Source organism: Pseudobutyrivibrio sp. LB2011, from assembly GCF_000701765.1.
GTDB lineage: Bacteria > Bacillota > Clostridia > Lachnospirales > Lachnospiraceae > Pseudobutyrivibrio > Pseudobutyrivibrio ruminis.
Map to the genome: position 1 here is coordinate 341,911 of NZ_JNJS01000001.1, position 19,974 is coordinate 361,884.

General features: G+C 37.7%; 16 protein-coding genes. 12 read left to right on the forward strand and 4 right to left on the reverse strand.

Features of this window, described 5'->3' with window-relative positions:
* Nucleotides 1-8: 8 nt before the first annotated feature.
* The 8 genes from dnaK (at nt 9) to T375_RS01515 (ending at nt 8,503) form a co-directional block, all read left to right on the forward strand.
* Complete coding sequence (dnaK, locus tag T375_RS01480) at nt 9-1,901, forward strand: molecular chaperone DnaK (protein ID WP_044934063.1); 1,893 nt, start codon at nt 9-11, stop codon at nt 1,899-1,901.
* 58 nt (nt 1,902-1,959) lie between these two features.
* Entirely contained in the window at nt 1,960-3,129 is a 1,170-nt protein-coding gene (gene dnaJ / locus T375_RS01485) for a molecular chaperone DnaJ (protein ID WP_044934066.1), read from the forward strand.
* A 10-nt stretch (nt 3,130-3,139) separates the two neighbouring features.
* On the forward strand, nt 3,140-4,081 hold the full coding sequence (locus T375_RS01490; RefSeq protein ID WP_044934068.1) for a DUF1848 domain-containing protein: 942 nt from the start codon (nt 3,140-3,142) through the stop codon (nt 4,079-4,081).
* A gap of 17 nt (nt 4,082-4,098) precedes the next feature.
* On the forward strand, nt 4,099-4,824 hold the full coding sequence (locus T375_RS01495; protein ID WP_044934069.1) for a sulfite exporter TauE/SafE family protein: 726 nt from the start codon (nt 4,099-4,101) through the stop codon (nt 4,822-4,824).
* Between the two features lie 43 nt (nt 4,825-4,867).
* Nucleotides 4,868-5,050, forward strand: coding sequence for a hypothetical protein (locus T375_RS01500; RefSeq protein WP_044934071.1), 183 nt, complete (start codon nt 4,868-4,870; stop codon nt 5,048-5,050).
* 431 nt (nt 5,051-5,481) lie between these two features.
* Nucleotides 5,482-6,078: a recombinase family protein gene (locus tag T375_RS01505; protein WP_044934074.1), complete on the forward strand. Its 597-nt coding sequence runs from the start codon at nt 5,482-5,484 to the stop codon at nt 6,076-6,078.
* A gap of 207 nt (nt 6,079-6,285) precedes the next feature.
* Nucleotides 6,286-7,578: a glycosyltransferase family protein gene (locus tag T375_RS01510; RefSeq protein WP_044934077.1), complete on the forward strand. Its 1,293-nt coding sequence runs from the start codon at nt 6,286-6,288 to the stop codon at nt 7,576-7,578.
* A gap of 43 nt (nt 7,579-7,621) precedes the next feature.
* On the forward strand, nt 7,622-8,503 hold the full coding sequence (locus tag T375_RS01515; protein ID WP_044934078.1) for an SGNH/GDSL hydrolase family protein: 882 nt from the start codon (nt 7,622-7,624) through the stop codon (nt 8,501-8,503).
* 312 nt (nt 8,504-8,815) lie between these two features.
* Here the strand turns inward: T375_RS01515 and T375_RS01520 are convergent, their stop codons facing one another.
* Complete coding sequence (locus tag T375_RS01520; protein WP_044934081.1) at nt 8,816-9,295, reverse strand: chemotaxis protein CheW; 480 nt, start codon at nt 9,293-9,295, stop codon at nt 8,816-8,818.
* A gap of 29 nt (nt 9,296-9,324) precedes the next feature.
* Nucleotides 9,325-11,322: a methyl-accepting chemotaxis protein gene (locus T375_RS01525; protein ID WP_044934083.1), complete on the reverse strand. Its 1,998-nt coding sequence runs from the start codon at nt 11,320-11,322 to the stop codon at nt 9,325-9,327.
* A gap of 295 nt (nt 11,323-11,617) precedes the next feature.
* On the opposite strand from T375_RS01525, the gene galT reads away from it, so the two are divergent.
* A complete protein-coding gene (gene galT, locus T375_RS01530) occupies nt 11,618-13,111 on the forward strand; it encodes a UDP-glucose--hexose-1-phosphate uridylyltransferase (RefSeq protein ID WP_044934086.1) in 1,494 nt (497 codons plus the stop codon).
* 45 nt (nt 13,112-13,156) lie between these two features.
* Here the strand turns inward: galT and T375_RS13040 are convergent, their stop codons facing one another.
* Complete coding sequence (locus T375_RS13040) at nt 13,157-14,188, reverse strand: GGDEF domain-containing protein (RefSeq protein WP_177194932.1); 1,032 nt, start codon at nt 14,186-14,188, stop codon at nt 13,157-13,159.
* Between the two features lie 184 nt (nt 14,189-14,372).
* Here T375_RS13040 and gltX point away from each other — a divergent pair, with 184 nt between their 5' ends.
* Together gltX and T375_RS01545 are read left to right on the forward strand one after the other, a co-directional pair.
* Nucleotides 14,373-15,824, forward strand: coding sequence for a glutamate--tRNA ligase (gene gltX, locus T375_RS01540; protein ID WP_044934088.1), 1,452 nt, complete (start codon nt 14,373-14,375; stop codon nt 15,822-15,824).
* Between the two features lie 60 nt (nt 15,825-15,884).
* Entirely contained in the window at nt 15,885-17,711 is a 1,827-nt protein-coding gene (locus T375_RS01545) for an ATP-dependent helicase (protein WP_044934090.1), read from the forward strand.
* On the opposite strand, the gene T375_RS01550 is transcribed toward T375_RS01545, so the two are convergent.
* A complete protein-coding gene (locus tag T375_RS01550; protein ID WP_044934092.1) occupies nt 17,684-17,995 on the reverse strand; it encodes a DUF1292 domain-containing protein in 312 nt (103 codons plus the stop codon). The two genes, T375_RS01545 and T375_RS01550, sit on opposite strands and share 28 nt — an antisense overlap.
* 130 nt (nt 17,996-18,125) lie before the next feature.
* On the opposite strand from T375_RS01550, the gene T375_RS01555 reads away from it, so the two are divergent.
* The gene (locus T375_RS01555) at nt 18,126-19,973 is read left to right on the forward strand and encodes an alpha-amylase family glycosyl hydrolase (RefSeq protein ID WP_044934094.1); all 1,848 of its coding nucleotides are present in this window, start codon (nt 18,126-18,128) and stop codon (nt 19,971-19,973) included.
* Nucleotide 19,974 lies beyond the last annotated feature (1 nt).

Here is a 19,974-nt window from a genome sequence, read left to right on the forward strand (position 1 = left end):
TATAAATCATGGGAAAGATTATTGGTATCGATTTAGGAACAACTAACAGCTGTGTTGCTGTTATGGAAGGTGGAAAGCCTACCGTTATCGCAAATACAGAAGGTGCTAGAACAACACCATCTATCGTAGCATTTACAAAGACAGGTGAGAGACTTGTTGGTGAGCCAGCAAAGCGTCAGGCTGTTACAAATGCAGAAAAGACAATCTCTTCAATTAAGAGAGATATGGGTACAGACAATGGTCGTATCATCGACGACAAGAAGTACAGCCCACAGCAGATTTCAGCTATGATTCTTCAGAAGCTTAAGAGTGATGCTGAGAACTACCTTGGTGAGACAGTTTCAGAGGCAGTTATCACAGTTCCAGCTTACTTCAACGATGCTCAGCGTCAGGCTACAAAGGATGCTGGTAAGATTGCAGGTCTTGATGTAAAGCGTATCATCAACGAGCCTACAGCAGCTGCACTTGCTTATGGTCTTGATAACGAGCAGGAGCAGAAGATTATGGTATACGATCTTGGTGGTGGTACATTTGATGTATCTATCATTGAAATCGGTGATGGCGTTATCGAAGTTCTTGCTACAGCTGGTAACAACAGACTTGGTGGTGATGATTTCGATCAGAAGATTACAGATTGGATGCTTGCAGAGTTTAAGGCAGCTGAGGGTGTAGATCTTTCAACAGATAAGATGGCACTTCAGAGACTTAAGGAAGCAGCTGAGAAGGCTAAGAAAGAGCTTTCATCTGCTACAACTACAAACATCAACCTTCCATTCATCACAGCTACAGCAGAAGGTCCAAAGCACTTTGATATGAACCTTACACGTGCTAAGTTTGATGAATTAACACATGATTTAGTAGAAGCTACAGCAGGTCCTGTTAACCAGGCGCTTAAGGATGCTGGTCTTAACGCTTCAGACCTTTCAAAGGTACTTCTTGTTGGTGGTTCTACAAGAATCCCAGCAGTTCAGGATAAGGTAAAGGCTCTTACAGGTCACGAGCCAAGCAAGACTCTTAACCCAGATGAGTGCGTAGCTATCGGTGCTTCAATCCAGGGTGGTAAGCTCGCTGGTGATGCCGGTGCAGGCGATATCCTTCTTCTTGATGTAACACCACTTTCACTTTCAATCGAGACAATGGGTGGTATTGCTACAAGACTTATTGAGAGAAACACAACTATCCCTACAAAGAAGAGCCAGATCTTCTCTACAGCAGCTGATAACCAGACAGCAGTTGATATCAACGTTGTACAGGGTGAGCGTCAGTTCGCTAAGGATAACAAGTCACTTGGACAGTTCAGACTTGATGGTATCCCACCAGCAATGAGAGGTGTACCACAGATCGAGGTTACATTCGATATTGATGCAAACGGTATTGTAAACGTATCTGCTAAGGATCTTGGAACAGGCAAGGAGCAGCACATCACAATTACAGCTGGTTCTAACATGTCTGATGAGGATATCGATAAGGCAGTTAAAGAGGCTCAGGAGTATGAGGCTCAGGATAAGAAGCGTAAGGAAGCTGTTGATACAAGAAACGATGTTGAGAGCTTTGTATTCCAGACAAAGAAGGCTCTTGATGAAGTAGGTGACAAGATTGATGCAGCTGACAAGGCAGCAGTTGAGGCTGATATCGAAGCAGCTCAGAAGCTTCTTGATCAGTACCAGACTCCAGAGGAGATGAGTGATTCACAGATTGGTGAGCTTAAGGCAGCTCAGGAGAAGCTTACAGAGTCAGCTCAGAAGGTATTTGCAAAGATGTATGAGCAGTCACAGGCAGCTCAGGGAGCAGCTGGTGCAGGCCCAGATATGAGCCAGTTCACAGGCGCAGGCGCTGGTGCAGGTGCACAGTCAGGTCCAGCAAACGACGATGTTGTTGATGCTGATTTCAAGGAAGTTTAAATAATAAATAATAGCTCCCCTTCGGGGGAGCTTATAGTGTAATAAAGGATTGATAAAAATGGCAGAACAAAAACGTGATTACTATGAGGTGCTCGGAGTTTCTAAGACAGCCTCAGATAGTGAGATCAAAAGTGCATATAGAAAGCTTGCTAAGAAATATCACCCTGATATGAATCCAGGTGATGCAGAAGCTGAGAAGAAATTCAAAGAAGCTTCTGAAGCATATGCTGTTCTTTCTGATGCAGACAAGAGACGTCAGTATGATCAGTTTGGTCACGCAGCATTCGAAAACGGCGGTGGCGGAGCTGGTGGCTTTGATTTCTCTGGTATGGACTTCGGCGATATCTTTGGCGACATCTTTGGAAGCTTCTTTGGAGGCGGCGGTGGCCGTGCTTCAAATGGTCCAATGCGTGGTGCAAACCTTAGAGCAGCAGTGCATATCACTTTTGAAGAAGCAGCTTTCGGTTGTGAGAAAGAGCTTGAAATCGTTCTTAAGGACGAATGTGCAGCTTGTCATGGCACAGGCGCAAAGCCTGGTACAAGCAAGCGTACATGTACAAAGTGTGGTGGTAAGGGACGTGTAATGATGTCTCAGCAATCACTCTTTGGTATGGTTCAGAATGTTACAACATGTCCTGATTGTCAGGGAACAGGTGAGGTTATTGATACTCCATGTCCTGATTGTAATGGTACTGGATATGTTGCTCGCAAGAAGAAGATTTCTGTTTCTATTCCAGCTGGTATCGACAACGGACAGAGCGTTCGTATTCGTGAGAAGGGTGAGCCTGGTAGAAATGGTGGCCCAAGAGGTGATTTACTTGTAGAAGTAATCGTTAAAAATCATCCTATTTTCCAGCGTAGAGATATGGATGTATACTCATCAGCTCCTATTTCATTTGCGCAGGCTACTCTTGGTGGAGAGGTTATCATTGATACTCTCGACGGTAAGGTATCATACGAGGTTAAGCCTGGTACACAGACTGATACAACAATCAGACTTCGTGGAAAGGGTATTCCTTCACTTAGAAATAAGAATGTTCGTGGTGACCAATATGTTACACTTGTTGTACAGGTTCCTACAGGACTTTCTAAGGAAGCTAAGGAAGCACTTCGCAAGTTCGATGAGCTTACAGGCAACACAACAGTTGGCGGTCCAAAGTCAGTAAAGGCTGAGAAAAAGAAGAAGGGCTTTGCAGATAAAATAAAGGACGCTATCGACGATCTATAAAGGATAATAAATGATTATTAATACAGGGCAGCGCACTGACATACCTGCATTCTTTCCGGAATGGTTTGCCAATCGCTTGAAAGAAGGCTATGTATGTGTGCGCAATCCTTACAATCAAAGTTCAGTAAATAAATATATTTTAAACCCACAGGTGGTGGATGCTATTGGCTTTTGCACAAAGAATCCAGCACCTTTTTTTTCGTATTTGGATTTAGTAAAAGACTATGGTCAGTATTGGTATGTGACAATCACACCCTATGGCAAGGATATTGAGCCAGGTGTTCCAGATAAAAAAGAGGTAATGGAGTCCTTTAAATTCCTCTCTAAAACTGTGGGGATTAATCGTATTGGCTGGCGATACGATCCAATCTTTGTAAATGAAAAATATACAGTCGATTTTCATATTGAAGCCTTCACAAAGATGGCAGAAAATCTTAAAGGATACACCAATCATGTGGTAATCAGCTTTATTGATATTTATGAAAAGGTAAAGAAGAACTTTCCTGACGCAATGGCTGTATCTGCAGAGGATAAGATACGTTTGGGACAGGAGATTATTCGTATCGCAAAGGACAACAATATGGTTGTAAAGCCATGCGCCGAAGGAGATTTCCTTGCTAAATACGGAGCTGATTGCAGTGGGTGTATGACGGTAGACATGTATGAAAAGGCCATTTCGGCTCATTTGAATGTGCCTAAATCAAATGTTAAGCCTGCCAGAGCAACTTGTGCTTGTTACCTTGGTGCGGACATAGGAGCATATGATACTTGCAGACATTTTTGCAAATACTGTTATGCAAATAATGACTTAAGTCAGGTAAGAATAAATGAAAAACTCCACGATGTGAATTCTCCATTTTTAATTGGAGGATTTCGAGAAGGAGATATAATCCATGAGGCTAATCAAAAGTCTTGGATTGATAATCAGATGAGCATTTTTGATTTAATATAGATTAGGTGGTTATTTAAATGTTTTTATGGATTTTAGCAGCGCTTTGCGCTTTTTTTGTTAAGGGACTATGTGGTTTCGCAAATACGTTAGTGTTTGATACAATACTGGGATTTGGAGTAAATAATGTAAATATTTCTCCAGTGGAGCTGGTACTGGGGTATCCAACAAATGTAATATTGACTTTCAAAAACAGGGAAAAAATAGATAAAAATATCGTTATTCCTTTGATTATTGTGGTTATAGTAGGAAGTCTTCCCGGGGCATTTGTACTTCGATACGTAAATGCGAATATAGTTAAAATGATTTTTGGTGTTATGGTTACTCTTGTTGGCATAGATATGATGTATCGAGAGTATAAGCCCTCCGCTGGAAAGAGTCATAAATTATTTGACATAGTAATTGGAATACTTGCAGGCGCTATGTGTGGAATGTTCGGTGTAGGTGTGCTTTTGGCAGCATTTGTGAGCAAAGTTACAAAGACTAGCACAGAGTTTAAAGCTAATCTAAGCCTCGTATTCATAGCTGAAAACACCTTTAGGCTTGTTACATATATCGTACTTGGGGTAATGACATTTGAAAGTATTAAGAAGGCGTTGTACCTTGCGCCAGTAATGCTTTTCAGCCTTTGGCTTGGCATGAAGTGTGGGGATATCTTGGATGAAAAATTAGTAAAGAAGCTGGTTATACTATTCCTGATTATCTCTGGTGTTACTATGATAGTAAATAATATGAACATAATATAAGGTAGAGTTTGTCCATAGACCATCGGACGATAGCATCTTTATAATGGAAGATGAGTACTTAGAAAATATTCTGTATGCGTCAATAGAAAAGGAACCTTGGGCTCCAGATTCAGAAGTATTTTCATTCACCAAGAATTATTCAGGTGATAAATATTTAGTAATAAATCTTAATGAGGATAAGCCACAGCTTTATTACAAAGTTTATAATGCTAAAGTGCTTCATTAAATAAATTATGAAGCGAATGAATCATTACAATTAAATGAAGCTTTAAATAAAAAGTCAGCATCAAAAAAAGTTATATTGATGCTGACTATAAGTTAAATTCGGAATAAATGCAACACCATCTCCTACGAATACTATACTTCTAGATATGAAGGATCTTCCGTTTTATGAGGTGGTAATGGAAAAAAGAGGCGATAATTCGTATCTAGTAACTGGTAAAAAGAAGCACTTTCCATCAGAACCTTTTATTCTCACACCACGAGAGCTCTTGGAAATAATTCAATAATATGAAAACGTAAGGATTCAGTGGCTATCCAAGGATAGCAGCTGAATCTTTTTTATTCCTGTAAGTGAAGACCGGCAGTCAAAAGACTACCGGTTTTATTATGCTTATTTTGATAGAAATTTAAGAGAAAAGTAGGAGGTAATCGAATATGAGTAAAGAAAGGATTTATGGTTATGCAAGGGTGTCCACAAGGGAACAGAATGAGGATAGGCAGATTATTGCGCTTATGAAAATGGGTGTGCCCAAACAGAATATTTATTTAGACAAATTGTCAGGTAAGAATTTTGAGCGTCCGCAATACAAGAAGCTTCTTGGGAGATTGGATTGTAATTCTGTCTTGTATATCAAATCTATTGATAGATTGGGCCGTAGTTACAGAGATTTAAGCGAACAATGGCGAATTATCACGAAGGAAATAGGAGCTGATGTTGTGGTTATTGATATGCCTATTTTAGATACTAGGAGAGATAAAAATCTTTTAGGAACATTTATAAGTGACTTAATACTTGCACTTTTATCTTATGTTGCTGAAACAGAGTACCTTACAATTCATCAACGTCAAGCTGAAGGAATAGCCATTGCTAAAGCAAATGGGTGTAAATTTGGAAGACCGCCCAAGCAATTGCCAGAAAACTTTTATGAAGTGTATCAGGAATGGAAAAGCAAGAAAATATCTTTGTCTCAGGCTGCTAAAGAATGTGGAATGCCAAGATCAACTTTTTATTATAAAGCAAAATGCTTGTAAAAATGCCAATTATAAAGATGTTTGATGAAATCCAAGAAGGTGTACTTTTTGGGATTTATTTTTACTTGGGAATAAACCAGTAAGATTATAACACAAATATTAGTATAATTACGACTTTTCAAAAAAAATCCTTAAGTTAAAGTCGCTATTTCATACTGTTTTAAAAAGTACACATTATAAAACAAGTAGGAGATTTTTCAGAAGGATATGAAAAGTGAGAGACTTTCAGCCTTTCAGATAGGAATGGTAGCAACGGTATTTTTGATTTGCCTTGTTGGAGCAAGATACATAACCACGCAATATACACCTGATGAAATAGCAAGAAGGCTATTGTCAGATTGGATATATGTTCATGGAAAGCTTCCTGTAGGAGATGAACAGGAAATTATTATTCCTAAGTGGGGTTTTTCATACGCCTATCGGCCATATCTTTCTTCGATTTTAGCGGCTTTTTTTCAAAAGATGTTTTCTCTTTTTACTGAATCTAATGAATTACTTCTCATGGGCTCACGAATGGGGAGCGTTTTTTCTGTTACAGCCTGTTGTTATTTTTGTTTGAAGGTAGGAAATTTGATATTTAAGAAAACTTATCTATCTATTTTATTTACTTCTATTGTCTGTTTCACTCCTCAAATGCTGTTTCTAGGGATGTATCAGAACTGTGATTCACTTGGGGCAGCAGGAGTGTCTGTTCTTATCTATTGTTTGATAAAGGGATGGAAAACGGGACTTAGTTTTAGGGGCTGTGTTGGATTTGGTATAGCTATTTCTTTTTGTCTTTTGAGCTATTATTCCATTTATGGTTGGCTGCTTGCAGGAACTGTGGTGTTTCTGTTTGCTTTGTTTATTGATAAGGAAATTAAGACGTCAGAGGCCTTTGCTAAGCTTGGAGTTATTGCATTAACGGTATTGGTGCTAGCTGGGTGGTTCTTTTTTAGAAATATTGTGCTACATAATGGTGACATCTTTGGTATGGCATCAGAAGAAATTAGTCGGCACCAACAGGCAGCACTTGGCGCATATCTTACTGAATACAACAATCCATATGAAAAGGGACAGAAATTTTTTGAGACATTCTTTAATAGGGAATATAACTGGGTTTGGTATACCTATAAGTCGATGATAGGAGCCTTTGGCTATCTTTCAATCTGGCTAGATACCTGGCTTTACGTAGTATATGTATTGATTATTATAACGATCATTTTGGGATATTTAATTTTTGTATTGTTCACCAAGAAGGACAGAATAAGAAGAGAGATTTCTGTATTTATCTTTTCATCTGCTGTAATTACTGTTGGACTCTCGATTATTCAATCTTTTTTCAGAGATTTCCAGGCTCAGGGAAGGTACATTATCACAGTAATGTTTGCAATTGCATACATGGCAGCATGTACGTTGGAAAGATTTTCATCAAAGAAGGGAGCTGTTGTATTGACATTTATATGGATTGTTCTAGCAATCTTCGTATTTACGGTATATATGACAAGGATGTTTTATTAGCCATTAGATTTCAAGTTATCAAAACAGGAAGGAAACAGAGAGCATGAGAAAAAGCATACTAACATCTATTATTTCACTTATTTCAGTAATGATTATGTCACTGACAAGTACATTAACAGCAAATGCACAGGAGGTTTTGGCACCATTTGAGCCATCGGGATTTGATGCCCAGTATTATGCTCAGTCTAATCCTGACGTTTACGCAATATATGGTAATGATAACGACAAACTTTTAAACCACTATGTTACATGTGGCAAGTTTGAAGGAAGAAAACCTTATGAAAATGCTCCTGAATATACCAATACAAAAACAGCAGATTACAATGTTTTATTCATTGGTAATTCCATTACACTTCATCCACAATGCAATTATTGGTGGGGAGCTTATGGCATGGCGGCTTCATCACCAGAAAAAGATTATGTTCATAAGGTAATCGCGGGGCTTTATGAAAGGTATGAAACAGTAGATTATGATATCGTATCCTTTTCAGCTTGGGAACGTAAGGGGGTTGGTAAAAAATTGCTTCCAAGTCTGGATCCGCTTCTCGGAAATAACTATGACTTGATAGTTATTCAGCTTGGTGAGAATGCACATGATTTAAAATCCTTCGAATCTGAATACGACACACTTGTTAATTATGTTTCTAGGTCAGTTCCAGCAGCGAGAATAGAACTTGTTGGAGACTTCTGGGCTGAAGGGAATCGTGATGAAATGAAACTTAACGTAGTTAACAAATACAATACAGACTATGTTGATTTATCAAATGTCAGAAGCAATAAAAAATACCGTTCTTATATAGGTGCTAAAGTAGTTGGTAGTGATGGACAGATGCATGCAGTTGATTTCGGTCCAGTATCTTCACATCCAAATGATTTAACAATGGCAGAGATTGCAAAAGGGATTCTAAAGAACCTTGAAAACTAATTCAAAACAAAATGCTAAAGAAGATGATTACCTTGGAGAAGAGAAGGCTTTATTACTTACACCTATGAAAAAGAAGAATTTGTATATCGAGTTTTTGAGGTTTGGTATGGTTCATACCTCCTATTCTTCACTTCTTTATGATAAAGGAATGTGGCGGTGTGTATGAGGTGCAATTTACATTGGGATATCAAGATATGAATTATCATGAAACATCCAACGATTTATGATAATTAAAAAAATTAAAAGGCTCAGTAAATATATATTTCATTATAAATTACGCCTAGAGCATTTGCTCTAGGCGTTTTCCTTATATTATGCTACACATTCCTCAATAGCCTTTTCATCAACAAGTGAGTTGATATCAAGAATAGATATAAGCATATCTGTCTTTTTACCTACACCTGAGATGAATGATTCATCAGACTTAATAAAAGGAGATGGGTAATCGATTTCTTCACCAGAAATAACCATTACTTCCTTAACGGAATCAACTACGATGCCAACCTGCTCGTTTTCGTTGATGTTGAATACGATAACACGTGTATCCTTTGTGATGATTTCTTCGCCGTAATTCATACGCTTATGCAAATCAATTACAGGAATTACGTGTCCACGTAAGCTAATCATTCCCTTAATATAATCAGGAGCGAGAGGTACATCAGTAATCTCTGGCATCATAATAATAGTGTTGATATTGATGATGTCGATACCGTAAAACTCGTTATTTAAAGTGAAAATAATATATTGCTTTTCGTCAACATTATTATCTGTTTTAGTAATTAAATTAGACATTTCTAATCCTCCAAATGACTATAATTACCTTACTTGAAGAACTTCATCTCTTCATTTAACTGCTCAGCGATGTCTCTAAGATTAGTTGCAGATTCTGCAAGGTTTGTAACTGTAGCTGAAAGCTCTTCAACTGAAGCACCTGTTGTTTCTGATGATGCTGCGTTTTCCTCTGAAATAGCAGAGAGTGATGACATAGCGTTTGCTACTACTGTGTTTGAGTTTACACAATTATTTGCTTCACCAGAAATCTTTGAAACGCTAGCTACAGTTTCTTCGATATCCTGAAGCATTCCCTCTACAGCGAAAAGTGTCTCGCCAAGGGCCTTCTGTTGTTCTTCATTTCCGTTCATAACAAGAGCAGCAGCTGTAACAGCCTGCTCAGCCTCAGCTAAAAGCTGATCCATAAGAATTCTAATTTCTGATGCAAGGTTTTCTGAATCATCAGCAAGCTTTCTGATTTCCTCAGCAACTACTGCGAAGCCCTTACCAGCCTCACCAGCTCTAGCAGCCTCGATAGAAGCGTTAAGTGAAAGAAGGTTAGTCTGAGCAGCGATGCCAGAAATACCCTCAACACGCTCGTTGATGTTTGCAACAGCGTTCTGTGTTGAAGAAATCTTAGAAGAAATCTCTTCAATCTTAGATGTCATTTCAGAGCTTGTAGCCTGAAGTGTAGCAAGAGAGTTGCTTGATGCTTCTGATGCTGACTTCATACGATCTGCAAGGTTAGACATATCGTTTGTAGAAGACTGTACGTTGTCTACAGCTGTTGTAATCTGGTTTGTGCTATCTGCAGCTGACTGGATTTCCTCAGCCTGCTCTACAGCGCCACTTGCAATCTGCTGAACTGCAACAGCAACTGATTCTGTTGTAGCTGCAATCTGGTTTGCCATCTCTGATAACTCGTCTGATGACTCACCTACAGTGTTTGTAGAATCCTTAATATGACCTACGATAGCTGAAAGCTTATCAATAAGAGAGTTTGCGTTGTTGATCATCTGACCAAATTCGTCTGTACGCTTTGTAAATTTATCTGTTTTCTTAAACTCACCGTTAGCTAATGCTGATAATAACTTGTTTACCTCGAGCATTGGCTTTGTAAAGTTGTTTGCAATAATGATAGAAAGAACTAATACAGCTATAACCATAGCGATACCAGTCATAATAATTATCATTGCACCCTGTCTAGCTTCAGCGACAATGTCCTTCTGAGCTTCAGCTGCGCAGATTACGTATCCTGATGAAGCATTTCTTACATAGCTTACATATACAGGGTAACCCTTAGATGTACTGATATAAAAGCCTGTTTCGTCTTCTGATGTCATATATGGTGAAGAAGAGAAGTTCTGAGCCTCGTCTGTTGCTGCGATTTCGAAATCTGAGTGAGCAACCATATCTGCGTTTTTATCTACAACGAATGCTTCATCAGCTTCTTCTGCTAATAATGTATGAATATCATCTGGGTTTAATGTTTTATGTACAACACCGAGAACTGTAGTACCGTTTGTATCATAGATAGGTACGGCTACACAAATGTTTCTTGAGTTTGTAACTGAGCTTACGAATACATTTGATACGTAAGTTTCACCCTTGATTGCAGCCTGGAAGTAATCTCTTTCGCCGATGTTCTTTAATTCGCCATCATCACTACGAAGTACCATATCACCGTTTGCATTTGACATAACGATAGTATTGTCATCGTTGAATGACTCATTAATCTGTACCATCTGAGCCTTTACTACTGATGAATCTTCAAGCTCGCCCTTTAAGAAAGCGATTGTCTCTGGAGAAGAAGCGAAGCTTCCTAGTGAAGTCTCAGCTTTGATTAACATCTTGTCTACTTCAGACTCAATGTATTTTGCCTGCCAGTTCAAATTCTGCTTTGCTGTTTCCTCTGCACTGTTAGTTGAGCTGTTATAGCTGATTGCTACGGCAACTAACAAAGGAACAATTGATACTAAGAGCATAACAGAGATAAGTTTTGTTCTTACGCTCTGTTGTTTTGTTTTCTGTGTTGTTGTTTTTTTCATTTTATTCCTCCGTGAATAATGAACATGTTATTGCTATCAGTGTTTTAAGTTATACTTGAAACACGAGTCGCAATATTAACATGGTTTTATAACTATGTATAGTGTTTTTGCACAATTTTTTATCTCCAATTTGTTTATGTTGCTCAACTGCGAGTTGATGAGTGGATTTTTTGAATGGTCGTTTTTGCAATTTTTCCCTGCAAGAATACTTGAAGTAGAAAACCGAAAAGGTGTAAAATAGTTTCCAGATGGACAATCTTCATAGTTATTATTTCATTAGATTCGGAGGGGAAATATGTTGCAGGAAAGTATAAAGAAATTAGTTCAGTATGGAATTGATACAGGACTTACACCAGAGAGTGAAAGAATCTACACAACAAATCTTTTGCTAGAGTGCATGAAGGAAGATGAGTACACGGATCCTGATTGTGATTTATCTAATATAGTATTAGAAGATGTTTTAAAGGATTTGCTTGATGAGGCAGTTAATAGGGGAATCATCGAAGATTCTATTACATACAGAGATTTATTTGATACAAAGCTTATGAATCAGCTTTGCCCAAGGCCATCACAGGTTATTGATAAATTCAATGATATATATAAGAACGAAGGGCCAGAGGCTGCTACAGATTTCTTCTATAATATGAGTCGTAATTCTGACTATATTCGTACATATAGAGTAAAGAAGGATTTAAAGTGGACCACAGAGACAGACTACGGAACACTTGATATCACTATCAACCTTTCAAAGCCAGAAAAGGATCCAAAGGCTATTGCGGCTGCAAAGAATGCAAAACAATCAGCATATCCTAAGTGTCAGCTTTGCATGGAAAATGAGGGATATGCAGGACGTACAAATCATCCTGCTAGAGAAAATCATCGTATTATTCCTATCACTATTAATGACAGCAAGTGGGGATTCCAGTACAGCCCTTATGTTTACTACAATGAGCACTGCATCGTATTCAACGGTGAACACACACCAATGAAAATCGAACGTGCTACATTTGTAAAGCTTTTTGATTTTGTAAAGCTTTTCCCACATTATTTCCTTGGAAGTAATGCAGACCTTCCTATCGTAGGTGGTTCGATCCTTAGCCATGATCATTTCCAGGGTGGTCATTATACATTTGCAATGGAGAAAGCTCCTATTATTAAGGAGTTCTCTGTAAAGGGATATGAGGATGTGAAAGCAGGCATCGTTAAGTGGCCTCTTTCAGTTATTCGTCTTCAGTGCAAGGATGAAAAGAGAATCATTGATTTTGCTGAACATATCTTAAATGCATGGAGAGGATATACAGACGAATCAGCATTTATATTTGCAGAAACAGATGGAGAAAAGCACAATACAATTACTCCTATTGCTAGAAAAAGAGGAGATTTGTTTGAGCTTGATTTAGCTCTTAGAAACAATATTACAACAGAGGAACATCCTCTTGGAGTTTATCATCCACATGCTCACTTACATCATATTAAGAAGGAAAACATTGGTCTAATCGAGGTAATGGGACTTGCAGTTCTTCCTAGCCGTCTTAAAGGTGAAATGGAGCAGCTTGCTGATTATATTGTTAATGGCAAGGATTTAAGAGCTGATGAAGCACTTGAAAAACATGCTGATTGGGTTGAAAGCTTTTCAAAGAATTACGATAAGATTGATGAAAGCAATGTAAATGAAATCCTTCAGCAGGAGATTGGTAAGGTCTTCTGTGAAGTTCTTGAATGTGCTGGTGTTTACAAATGCACAGAAGAGGGAATGGAAGCATTTATGAGATTTGTAAATACTTTATAATGATAATAATAAAGCCATCTAGTTAGTAGCTAGATGGCTTTAGTTTTATAAGTCATTATAGTTAATAATTTGATTACGACCGTGATTCTTTGCGTAGTATAAAGCCTTGTCGGCTTTGTCCACACATTGATGATATGTTTCGTTTTTATTGTATTTGCAAAGGCCCATAGAGATTGTTACAGGGCAAATACCGTTATCTGATTGTTCAACATCAGAACGAAGTTTTTCAGCTAGCTCTAGGGCTTTATCCGTTGAGTAATCTACAAGGATTATTATGAATTCTTCGCCTCCCCAACGAATAATATAATCATCTTTTGAAAGTTGATTTTTAATTTTTGCTGATACATATTTTAATATTTCATCGCCAGCTTCATGACCGTAGGTATCGTTGACATTTTTGAAGAAATCTATATCAAACATAAGAATTACGATGTCTTTGTTGAGTATAATTCTGTCTGTTTTATTATCGATTATTTCATTGATAATGTAACGGTTATTTACACCTGTGAGCTCATCTGATACAGAGCTTATTTCCAATTGCTTTTTAACAAGGTATTGATCAGCGTAGGAGTTTTCTAAAATCCAAAGCATAATAACAACACCTATATAAAGCGGAATCGCAAGCGCTAACATGATAGTGTAATACTCATAATGATTCCACATATTTGAGACGATGATGTTGGCCATCAAAAGAGCGTGCAAAACTATATGGTACTTCAGAGGTGTAGCAAAACCGATGGCCAGGAAAGCAAAGTGCATAATGATGAAGCCTTCACGAGCATAGTCTCGGTTTTCAAGATGATAAATGGCCCATATTGTACACCACATAGCTGCATGTGGCATCAAATAATATAGGAGAGTTCCCCATTTGTAATCAACTATCCTTGGATACAAAATCAGAAATAGGATAAGAGGGATTACAATTGAAAATCGAGGGATGACGGTTTCTGTTGCAAACCTTCCATATAAAATGCAATCGGAGATGAAATAGGTCATCTCTAAAAGACCAATTAAGATAGCGGAATAGCCACTGACAACCCTGAAATAATCAAATTTGGATTGGTAGAAATTATTCAATTCATCTTTTCTAATTTTACGAGTCACCATAAATCTGATTATACGACAGGATATTATTATACACAACGTTACATTATATAACGTAACGGTATATACTTGAAAATTTACAAAATTAGTATAGAATAGTTTAGGACTGCAATTTTATGTAAGTCTTAAATTAATTTGATTTTATGCGAGGTATAAAATGAGTAAGGTTAGAACACGTTTCGCACCATCGCCTACAGGAAGAATGCATGTAGGTAATCTTCGTACAGCTCTTTATGCTTACTTAGTAGCAAAGCACGAGGGAGGAGATTTTCTTCTTAGAATCGAAGATACAGACCAGGAGCGTCTTGTTGAAGGTGCTGTAGATATTATTTATAGAACACTTGCTGCTACAGGTCTTATCCATGATGAGGGACCAGATAAGGATAAAGGCTTTGGTCCTTACGTTCAGTCTGAGCGTCAGGCACAGGGCATCTATCTTGAATATGCAAAGCAGCTTGTTGAAAAAGGGGAGGCATATTATTGCTTCTGTGATGATAAGCGCCTTGAAGAGTGCAAGCAGGTTATTGGTGGTAAGGAAATCCACATTTATGACAAGCATTGCTTAAACCTTTCAAAGGAAGAGGTAGAAGCAAATCTTGCTGCTGGAAAGCCTTATGTTATTCGTCAGAACAATCCTCGTACAGGTACAACTACATTTGTAGATGAGTTGTACGGAGATATTACAGTAGATAATGCAGAGCTTGATGATATGATTCTTATCAAGTCTGATGGATATCCTACTTACAATTTTGCAAACGTTGTTGATGATCACCTTATGGGTATTACACACGTTGTTCGTGGTAATGAATATATTTCTTCTTCACCAAAGTATAATCGTCTTTACGAAGCATTTGGTTGGGAAGTTCCAAAGTATATTCACTGCCCACTTATCACAAATGAGGAGCACCAGAAGCTTTCAAAGCGTTCAGGCCACTCATCTTATGAAGATTTGATTGAGCAGGGATTCTTGACAGAAGCAGTTGTCAACTTTGTTGCTCTACTTGGTTGGTCTCCAGAAAATGATAACGAAATCTTCTCATTAGAAGAGCTTGTTAAGGAGTTTGATTATCATCGTATTTCAAAGTCACCAGCAGTCTTTGATATTACAAAGCTTAAGTGGATGAATGGCGAATACATGAAGGCTATGGACTTTGATAAGTTCTATGAGATGGCTGAGCCTTATCTCAAGGAATACATCAAGGGTGATTATGATTTAAAGAAGATTGCAAAGATGGTTCAGACTAGAATCGAAATCTTCCCTGATATCAAGGATCATGTTGATTTCTTCGATGCAGTACCTGAGTATGATAGCTCAATGTATACTCATAAAAAGATGAAGACAAACGAAGAGTCTTCACTTGCAGTTTTGAAAGAGCTTCTTCCTGTACTTGAGGCACAGGATGATTACTCAAATGATGCTTTATATGCACTTCTTTCTGGATTTGCTACACAGCATGAATACAAGAATGGATATGTGCTTTGGCCAGTACGTACAGCTGTTTCAGGTAAGCAGATGACTCCTGGTGGTGCAACTGAGCTCATGGAGATTCTTGGAAAAGAAGAGTCAATTAAACGAATTAAAGCAGCTATCGAGAAGCTGTCTAAATAATTAAATACTTGCAGATAGAGTTGGGAAACCTCTATATAGAAACACGGTTATAAATAAATTATGAATCTTAATGATAGCCAGCAAAAAGCAGTTTTACACAGGGATGGACCTTGTCTTGTATTGGCAGGTCCAGGTAGTGGCAAGACTGCTGTGCTTACAAAGCGCGTTTGTGCTCTTATAGAATCTGGTGTACCGGCTCGAGAAATCCTGGTGATTACATTTACCAAGGCTGCAGCTTTAGAAATGAAGGAACGTTTCGAAAGGTTATCAGATGATATTCATCCTGTGACTTTTGGAACGTTCCATTCTTTATTTTGGGGAATTCTACAAAAAGAAATTGGCTTTAAATCTACAGATATTATCCTTGGAAATACCAGAACGAAAATTATCAGAGAGGCAATGGCAAAGGTTAACTTGGACCATGATGATAGTTTGCTTGTAAAAAGCTTTTCGTCGGAACTATCGGTGATAAATAATCGAGTGGGAGGAATGGATAGTTATCTGCCAAAGGCTGTTGATAAGAAAGAACTTAGAGATTTTGTTTTAGCCTATGAAAATCTCAAGGCTAAATATCATGTCATAGATTTTGATGACATGCTAAAGAAGGCTTACGAGCTTTTTATGGAAAAGCCAGAAATTCTTAAAAAATGGCAGAATCGGTTTTCATATTTTCTTGTAGATGAAATGCAGGATATGAATGATTTGCAGTTTCAATTAATTGAGATGCTATCTGCTAGGACTAATAATATTTTTTGTGTTGGAGATGATGACCAGTCTATATATGGCTTCAGAGGAGCAAATCCTAAATTAATGGAGGATTTTAGAAATCATTATCCGGATTCTAAGGTTGTGGTTCTTGATTACAACTACAGAAATCCTACCAATATTGTGGAAAAGGCTGGCAATTTAATATCAAAAAATACAATGCGATTTCCAAAGGAAATTATGGCTACTGCTGATGAGGGGAATTTGTGTATTAAAGAACTTAAATCCGAGGGTGATGAAGCAGAATACATTATTTCAAAGATTAATGAGCTTTCTGCTGATGGAACATCCTTTGATGAAATATCAATTCTGTATCGTAATCATTCTGACGCAAGGTATATAGTTGATAAACTACTGGAGTCAAAAATACCATTTTATCTAAAAGAGAAAATGCCTAATATTTATTCTCATTTCATCATTTCAGACTTGGAAGCATATTTTCAAATTGCTATTGGAAATGAAACGAGAGCCAGGCTTTTATCTATCCTTAATCGCCCAAATCGCTTCCTGCACAGAAGAAGTGTAGAGTACAGAGGAAATTTACAGGGGATGAAATCCTTCTATAAAGATAATCCAGGCTGCCTAAGGGCTACAGAAGCGTTGATCGCGGACGTAAATTTGATAAGTAAAATGTCTCCATGCGCGGCTATTAATTACATAAAGAATGTGATGGGCTATGACAGCTTCTTAAGAGAAGAAGCAGTAAAACAGAATGCTGATGTTAACGAATACTATGATGTTTTGGATTTTTTCATTGAAATGACAAAGGATTGTAAGACTATTAAGCAGGCGATTGATAAGCTAAATATTATGAGGCTTAAAGTGGATTATGAAAACAAGACAAAGGTGATAGATAAAAAGAATAAAATCGGACTTTATACGTTGCATTCTAGCAAGGGATTGGAATTCGAAAATGTCTTTATAATAGGCGTAAATGATGGAATAATCCCTAGTAATAAAGCTGATTCTAAGGAGGAGATGGAGGCAGAGCGTCGATTGTTCTATGTTGGAATTACAAGGACAAAAAGGAATCTGTATTTGACTTATACAAATAAAAAGAATCGGGATAAATCCCGATTCTTAGATGAGCTGAATTATTCTTCTTCTAATGATTCGCCGTAAAGCTCATCGAACTTTTTAGCTACAGCATCGTATTCTTCATCAGACTCGATGTTGTCAAGAGAAGGAGCGCCTGTTTCATCCTCAAAATAACGATAGATGTAAACCTGTCCCTCAGAATTTTCCTCGCCGTTTTCATCGAGAGGAAGAAGTACAATATAGTCCTGATCGCCTATGTCGAAGATTGTGAGAATTTCACATGTTACTTCTGAGCCATCATCCAAACTTAAAGTGACAACAACATCATCATCTTCATTGTCAACTGGAAATACCTGATTTTCGTCCATTCTATACTCCTTTTGTTTATTTTATTTGTTTAAGGCATGTCCTTATGATATAATTCATCAGGAATATTGTCTAGTAAAATTAATTATTTATTGAGTTTAATATACAGCTTTTTGGAATCGAGGCATAGTTATGAAGGTATTGAGGGGCGATTTTAGGGAATATGGTCCAAGGATAAGTTCAAAGGATGGTGTTATTTTCACAGTAGCTATCAAATCTACTACGGAAAAAGCATCCATTCTTTTATTTGATATTAAGACTAAAAAACAGCTACATGAAATAGAGCTTTTACCAGAGTTTGCTGTGGGAAGAGTATATTCTGTTGAGGTTACTGGTATAGAGATTGACAAGATTTGTTATCTCATAAAAGAAGATGATAAAACTGCACTTGATCCATATTGCACAGCAGTTGTAGGCCGTGATAAGTGGGGAGATGTAAAAGAACGTCAGATAAAAGAGTTTGCGGTATATTCTGGAATCTCTCATGTGGAGAAGAAGTGGAAGGATACAAAGGTGGAGGTTGCACCATCGGATATGATTCTTTATAAGCTTCATATGCGCGGATTTACTGCTGGATTTAATATGGCAGCATCCAAGGTAGGCAATTTCAATGGGCTCCTTTCGAAAAAATCCTATCTGAAAAGTATGGGCGTAACCAGTATTGAGCTTATGCCTCTTTACGATTTCGAAGAGCTATTTTTAGATAATAAAATGCTGATATCCTCAAAGGGGATGATTACCGAGACAAAAGAATTCTCTGGTAAGAAGAACTATTGGGGATTCGGAATTGCTAATTATTTTGCACCAAAGGCATCTTATTTTGGTGGGGCTTCCAATGCATGCGAAGGCCTGCGCAACATGGTGAGCAATCTTCATAACAGTGGTTTTGAAGTCATTATGGAGATGGCTTTTGCTGCTGAAACATCAGATGATCTTATCTTAGAATGTTTAAAATATTATGTTAAGTATTTCCACATAGATGGATTTCATATAGTAGGATGTAATGCTCCAATAGGTCGTATTGCATCTGAGCCTTATTTAGCAGATACAAAGATATTCTACGAATTTATTCCAGAAGAAATTCTTTGTAATGAAAAAGGCAAAAAGCATTTGTTTGTATACAACGATTCATTTATGAATGTGACTCGTCAGATAGAAAACCATATGAACGGAAGTATGGTTCAGTTTGCAAATCATATGCGCAGACAAAACAGTGCCTATGGATTTGTTAATTACATGGCGAATGTTAACGGATTCTCATTGTGGGATTCATATTCATACGGTGAAAAACACAACTGGGATAATGGCGAAGATAACAGAGATGGTACTAACAACAATTATTCTTTCAACTATGGAGTTGAAGGAAAGACTACAAACAAGACCATCAATGCTAATAGATTCAGAGAGATGCGAAATGCTTTTGCAGCGTTGATGCTTTCTCAAAGTGTTCCATTGTTTGTGGCAGCAGATGAAGCTGCAGCTACACATCTTGGAAATAACAATCCATATTGCCAGGATAATAAGGTTGGATACACTTGTTTTACAAAGACAAAGAGCAAGGATTCACTTACAAGCTTTGTCAAAAACTTAATTGAGTTTAGAAAGAACCATAAATGTCTTAGAGTTGAAAGTCCATTTTTAATGAACGACTACAGACATTTAGGTCTTCCAGATATGTCATTTCATGGTACTGAGCCATGGATGATGTCTATCGGCGAGGAGCAAAAGGCTTTAGGCGTCCTTTATAATGGCGCTTATGTTGATGAAGAAGAGGAAGTATTTGTTTGCTATAACTTCCACTATGATGCTGTAGATATGGCACTTCCGCTTTTGGCTCCAGGAAAACGATGGCGTTTGTGCTTTAACACGGCTAAATATACTGATGATTTTGAACCAAAGCCTATACATGACCAACAGTCAATCAATGTTCCAGGCAATTCCATCAGCGTGCTTGTTGGGGTAAAGCCAGGAAAGAGGTAAT